Source organism: Pseudomonas sp. NPDC087626 (assembly GCF_044743405.1).
GTDB lineage: Bacteria > Pseudomonadota > Gammaproteobacteria > Pseudomonadales > Pseudomonadaceae > Aquipseudomonas.
Window position 1 is genome coordinate 246,919 of record NZ_JBIUWJ010000003.1, and the last position, 6,106, is coordinate 253,024.

Below are 6,106 nucleotides of genomic sequence, written 5' to 3' on the forward strand. Positions count from 1 at the left end.
GGCGACCTCGCTCACTTTGCTCTTCGAACGCCTGATCTGGCTAACGCTTAAGGATTTGAAACGTGATTGGACGTTTGCGCGGCACCTTGGCTGAGAAACAGCCGCCGCACCTGATACTGGATGTCAACGGCCTGGGCTATGAGCTGGAAGTGCCGATGACCACCCTCTATCGACTGCCGTCGATCGGAGAGCCGATAACCCTGCACACCCATTTGGTGGTGCGCGAAGATGCCCAGTTGCTTTATGGTTTCATCGGCAAGCGTGATCGGGACTTTTTCCGCGAGTTGATCCGTCTCAATGGGGTCGGTCCGAAACTGGCGCTGGCGTTGATGTCGAGCCTTGAAGTCGATGAACTGGTGCGTTGCGTGCAGGCCCAGGACACTTCGGCGCTGACCAAGGTGCCGGGTGTCGGCAAAAAGACCGCCGAGCGCTTGCTGGTGGAACTCAAGGACCGCTTCAAGGCCTGGGAAGCCGTGCCGAGCATGTTTGCCCTGGTGCCGAACCAGCCTGATGGCCCGGCGCAACCGGTGGCTTCGGCGGAGAACGATGCGGTCAGCGCGCTGATCTCCCTGGGCTACAAGCCGCAGGAAGCCAGCAAGGCGATTTCCGCGATCAAGGAGAAAGGCTTGAGCAGTGAAGACCTGATTCGTCGTGCCCTGAAGGGAATGATCTAAGTGATTGAAGCTGATCGTCTGATTACCGCCACCGGTGGCCCGCGTGACCGCGAAGAAGTCCAGGATCGGGCCATTCGCCCGGTCAGCCTGGCCGAATACATTGGCCAGCCGACCGTTCGCGAGCAGATGGAGCTGTTCATCCAGGCGGCGCGCGGGCGCAACGAATCCCTGGACCACACGCTGATCTTCGGTCCGCCGGGCCTCGGTAAAACCACGCTGGCCAACATCATCGCCCAGGAAATGGGCGTGTCGATCAAAAGTACATCGGGCCCAGTCCTGGAGCGCCCCGGCGACCTGGCGGCACTGCTGACCAACCTCGAACCCCATGACGTGCTGTTCATCGATGAAATCCATCGCCTGTCGCCGATTGTCGAGGAAGTGCTGTACCCGGCCATGGAGGACTTCCAGCTCGATATCATGATCGGCGAAGGCCCGGCGGCACGTTCCATCAAGCTCGACCTGCCGCCGTTCACCCTGGTGGGGGCGACCACCCGCGCCGGCATGCTGACCAACCCGCTGCGCGACCGCTTCGGCATCGTCCAGCGCCTGGAGTTCTACAGCACCGCCGACCTGGCGACGATCGTCAGTCGTTCGGCCGGTATCCTCGGGCTGCCGCTGGACCCTGAAGGGGCGTTCGAAATCGCCCGCCGGGCCCGCGGCACGCCACGTATCGCCAACCGCCTGCTGCGGCGGGTGCGGGATTTCGCCGAAGTCCGGGCCAAGGGCCACATCACCAAGCCGATCGCCGACCTGGCGCTCAACCTGCTGGACGTCGATGAGCGTGGTTTCGATCACCAGGACCGGCGTTTGCTGCTGACCATGATCGAGAAGTTCGATGGCGGCCCGGTGGGGGTCGACAGTCTGGCGGCGGCCATCAGTGAAGAGCGGCACACCATTGAAGACGTGCTGGAGCCGTACCTGATCCAGCAGGGCTACATCATGCGCACTCCCCGTGGGCGGGTAGTGACCCGGCATGCTTATTTGCACTTTGGCCTGAACATTCCGACGCGCATGGGTGAAATGCCCGCAGTAGACGCATTTCTGGATGCAGTGGACGATTAATGACGGTCTGCGCCGATTTATTCGGGTTTTGTGTGGTCCTAGGTGGCTGGCGAACCCTTGTTTGGCAGCAAAGGCGCAGAAGAATGAAAAAACAGTTGCCTGGCTGGATTGGCAACCTGAGGAGTAAGCACTAGAGTATGCGCGCGCAAAACGGGCTAGAGTCGTTCGCACATCGTTGTCGCGTTTATTACGAGGACACCGATGCTGGCGGCATCGTGTATTACGTTAATTACCTCAAGTTTATGGAACGGGCTCGGACCGAGCGGCTACGTGAGTTGGGCTTTGCCCAGTCACAGCTGGCAGGCGAGGACCTGTTGTTTGTCGTGCATTCCAGCGAAGCGCGCTACCACGCGCCGGCGCGACTGGACGACGAGCTTGTGGTAAGTGCTGAAGTAATCGAATTGAACCGTGTCAGCCTGCGCTTCAAGCAGCAGGTCAGGCGAGCCGCGGATAATGCACTGCTCTGCGAAGGGCAGTTTTTGGTGGCCTGTGTGCGCACCCATAGTTTGAAACCCCGGGCCATTCCCGAAGCTCTACGTGCGGCCTTTGCCGACGTGAGCGGCGCGGGTACACACTCAAAGCAGGAGATAAAGCGTGGAAGCTAACGTCGTCGACCATTCCTCCATGTGGAGCCTGGTTAGCAATGCCAGTATCGTGGTGCAACTGGTAATGCTGACCCTGGTAGCCGCATCGGTGACCTCATGGATCATGATCTTTCAGCGCAGCAACCTGCTGCGTGCCGGTCGACGTGCCCTGGAGAGCTTCGAGGAGCGCTTCTGGTCGGGTATCGACCTGTCCAAGCTGTACCGTCAGGCGGGCAGCAACCCTGATCCGGATTCGGGCGTCGAGCAGATCTTCCGTGCCGGCTTCAAGGAGTTCTCCCGTCTGCGCCAGCAACCGGGTGTTGATCCGGAAGCGGTCATGGAGGGCGTTGCCCGTGCCATGCGCGTGGCTATTTCCCGCGAAGAAGAGAAGCTCGAGCAGAGCCTGCCATTCCTCGCTACCGTTGGTTCGGTCAGCCCGTACATCGGCCTGTTCGGTACCGTCTGGGGCATCATGAACTCCTTCCGCGGCCTGGCCACTGCCCAGCAAGCGACCTTGGCCACCGTGGCCCCGGGTATCGCCGAGGCACTGATCGCCACCGCCATCGGCCTGTTCGCCGCCATCCCGGCCGTCATTGCGTACAACCGCTTTGCCGCGCGCAGCGAAACCCTGATCAGCCGCTACTACACCTTCGCCGATGAATTCCAGGCGATCCTGCACCGTAAAGTGCACACCAGCGAAGAATAAGCAGGTATTTCCCAATGGCTTTAATCGCTCGAGCTCGCAAAAAGCGCAAGCCGGTCGCCGAGATGAACGTAGTACCTTACATCGACGTGATGCTGGTACTGCTGGTCATCTTCATGGTGACCGCGCCGATGCTCAATCAGGGCGTGAAAGTTGATTTGCCCAAGGTTTCCAGCGAAGCCTTGCCGCAAGACAACAACACCCAGGTCCTGACCATTTCGATCAAGGCTGACAAGACCTACTACTGGAACCTTGGCAGTGAAGTCGACACCGAGAAGCAGCAGGACCGGGCAATGACCCTGCCGCAGATGACTGATGCGGTGACCAAGATCATTCGCGCCGGCAACGAAGGTGGCAAGCACACCCAAGTGTTCATTCGTGGCGACAAGACCGTCGACTACGGCGCCGTCATGGGCGCGATGGGTGGGTTGCAGAAAGCCGGAGTCGGTAACGTTGGCTTGATTACCGAGGCGCCCTGATGCAGCAACAGCGAGAGCCAACAGCCTCGGAAAGCTACTTCTGGCCTAGTGTCTGGGCAATTGGCTTGCACGTGCTGGTGTTCGGCATGCTGTTCGTCAGCTTTGCCTTTACCCCGGAGCTGCCGCCGGCCAAGCCGATTGTCCAGGCGACCCTGTACCAGTTGAAATCGAAAAGTCAGGCGACCACCCAGACCAATCAGAAGATTGCGGGTGAAGCGAAGAAATCCGCTGCGCGCCAGACCGAAGTCGAACAGATGGAGCAGAAGAAGGTCGAGCAGGAAGCGGTGAAGGCTGCGGAACAAAAGAAAGAAGAGGCGGCTCAAAAGGCCGAGGAAGCCAAGAAGGCCGACGAGTCGAAGAAAGCCGACGAAGCGAAAAAGGCTGATGAAGCCAAGAAAGCCGATGAAGCAAAGAAGACCGCCGAGGCCAAGAAGGCAGAAGAGAAACAATTGGCTGATATAGCCAAGAAGAAAGCCGAAGAAGAAGCCAAGAAGAAAGCTGAAGAAGAGGCCAAGAAAGCGGCCGCTGAAGAAGCGAAGAAGAAAGTAGTCGAAGACGCGAAGAAAAAAGCCGCGGACGACGCCAAGAAGAAAGCTGAAGCGGACGAGGCGAAGAAGAAAGTCGCCGATGATGCGAAGAAGAAAGCTGCTGCCGATGCTGCGAAGAAAAAATCGCAGGAAGCGGCACGTAAATCCGCCGAAGAGAAAAAGGCCCAGGCCCTGGCAGATTTGCTTTCCGACACGCCGCAGCGTCAGCAGGCCTTGGCCGATGAACGAGGCGATGAAGTCGCGGGCAGTTTCGACGACCTGATTCGTGCACGTGCAGCGGAAGGCTGGGCGCGTCCTCCTTCGGCACGCAAGAACATGACGGTCGTGCTGCAAATTGGCATGTTGCCCGATGGTACGGTGACTTCGGTCACGGTAGCCAAGTCCAGTGGCGATGGTCCGTTCGACAGCTCGGCTGTAGCAGCGGTCAAAAACATTGGACGTTTGACAGAAATGCAGGGAATGAAGCCGAGCGATTTCGCTCCCTATCGTTCATTCAAGATGACATTCACACCTGAGGATCTAGCCTTGTGAGAAACCTTCTTCGAGGAATGCTTGTCGTTATTTGCTGCATGGCAGGGATAGCGGCGGCGGATGAAAAGAACATTCTGGTCACCAGCGGCAGTGATCGGGCGACCCCGATCGCGGTAGTGCCGTTCGGCTGGCAGGGCGGCAGCGTGCTGCCGGACGACATGGCGGAAATCATTGGTAACGATTTGCGCAACTCGGGTTACTACTCGCCTATTCCCAAGCAGAACATGATCAGCCAGCCAACCCAGGCCAGCGAAGTCATCTACCGCGACTGGAAGGCCCTGGGCGCTCAGTACATCATGGTCGGCAGCATTGTTCCGGCCGGCGGTCGCCTGCAGGTGCAGTACGCCCTGTTCAACGTCAACACCGAGCAGCAAGTGCTGACCGGCAGCGTTTCCGGCGGCGTTGACCAGTTGCGCGACATGGCGCACTACATTTCGGACCAGTCGTTTGAGAAGCTGGTGGGCATCAAGGGCGCGTTCTCGACTCGTCTGCTGTACGTGACGGCCGAGCGTTTCTCCGAGAAGAACACTCGCTACACCCTGCAACGCTCGGACTATGACGGTGCGCGTGCAGTGACCCTGCTACAGTCCCGTGAGCCGATCCTGTCGCCGCGTTTTGCCCCCGATGGCAAGCGTATCGCCTATGTCTCCTTCGAGCAGAAGCGTCCGCGGATCTTCATGCAGAACATCGACACTGGTCGTCGTGAGCAGATCACCAACTTCGAAGGCCTCAACGGTGCTCCAGCCTGGTCTCCGGATGGTTCGCGCCTGGCGTTCGTACTGTCCAAGGACGGTAACCCGGATATCTACGTGATGAACCTGGGTTCGCGCCAGATCACCCGCGTGACTGCAGGGCCTGGCATCAACACCGAACCGTTCTGGGGCAAGGATGGCTCGACCATCTACTTCACCTCCGACCGTGGCGGCAAGCCGCAGATCTACAAGACCAGCGCCAGTGGCGGCGGTGCCGAGCGCGTAACCTTTATCGGCAACTACAACGCCAACCCGAAATTGTCGGCCGACGAAAAGACTCTGGTGATGATCCATCGCCAGCAAGGTTTCACCAATTTCAAGGTGGCGGCCCAGGATTTGCAGCGCGGTAGTGTAAAAATCCTAACTGATAGCACTCTGGACGAGTCGCCTACTGTTGCGCCCAACGGCACCATGGTAATCTACGCCACCCGCCAGCAGGGCCGGGGAGTCTTGATGCTCGTGTCCATCAATGGACGCGTAAGGCTCCCGCTTCCTACCGCACAAGGCGAAGTCAGAGAACCTTCCTGGTCCCCTTACCTGAACTGACGCGGCGCTATACGTTGTACTTAACACATTGGGGTTCATTAGGAGTTTCACGATGGAAATGCTGAAGTTTGGTAAGTTTGCTGCGCTGGCCCTGGCCATGGCTGTAGCTGTAGGTTGCTCGTCCAAAGGCGGCGACAACGCCGGTGAAGGCGCTGTTGATCCAAACGCTGGTTACGGCGCTAACACTGGTGCTGTTGACGGCTCCCTGAGCGAAGAAGCTGCTCTGC

At 59.0% G+C, this 6,106-nt stretch carries 7 protein-coding genes and 1 pseudogene; all 8 read left to right on the forward strand.

Annotated features, from left to right (window positions below):
- Positions 1–62 precede the first annotated feature (62 nt).
- Entirely contained in the window at positions 63–674 is a 612-nt protein-coding gene (gene ruvA, locus ACIOVD_RS04700; RefSeq protein ID WP_095165679.1) for a Holliday junction branch migration protein RuvA, read from the forward strand.
- Entirely contained in the window at positions 675–1,736 is a 1,062-nt protein-coding gene (gene ruvB, locus ACIOVD_RS04705; RefSeq protein WP_095165677.1) for a Holliday junction branch migration DNA helicase RuvB, read from the forward strand. It begins immediately after the preceding gene.
- A gap of 137 nt (positions 1,737–1,873) precedes the next feature.
- Complete coding sequence (gene ybgC / locus ACIOVD_RS04710) at positions 1,874–2,341, forward strand: tol-pal system-associated acyl-CoA thioesterase (RefSeq protein WP_095165676.1); 468 nt, start codon at positions 1,874–1,876, stop codon at positions 2,339–2,341.
- Entirely contained in the window at positions 2,331–3,026 is a 696-nt protein-coding gene (gene tolQ, locus ACIOVD_RS04715; protein ID WP_034149144.1) for a protein TolQ, read from the forward strand. Before ybgC ends, tolQ begins: the two co-directional genes overlap by 11 nt.
- 23 nt (positions 3,027–3,049) lie before the next feature.
- Complete coding sequence (gene tolR / locus ACIOVD_RS04720; RefSeq protein WP_162530237.1) at positions 3,050–3,502, forward strand: protein TolR; 453 nt, start codon at positions 3,050–3,052, stop codon at positions 3,500–3,502.
- Positions 3,502–4,581, forward strand: coding sequence for a cell envelope integrity protein TolA (gene tolA / locus ACIOVD_RS04725; RefSeq protein ID WP_401126378.1), 1,080 nt, complete (start codon positions 3,502–3,504; stop codon positions 4,579–4,581). Before tolR ends, tolA begins: the two co-directional genes overlap by 1 nt.
- Positions 4,582–4,598: 17 nt before the next feature.
- Positions 4,599–5,879: a Tol-Pal system beta propeller repeat protein TolB gene (tolB, locus tag ACIOVD_RS04730; RefSeq protein WP_174244593.1), complete on the forward strand. Its 1,281-nt coding sequence runs from the start codon at positions 4,599–4,601 to the stop codon at positions 5,877–5,879.
- 52 nt (positions 5,880–5,931) lie between these two features.
- A pseudogene (locus ACIOVD_RS04735) lies at positions 5,932–6,106 on the forward strand (peptidoglycan-associated lipoprotein); the annotation flags it as partial.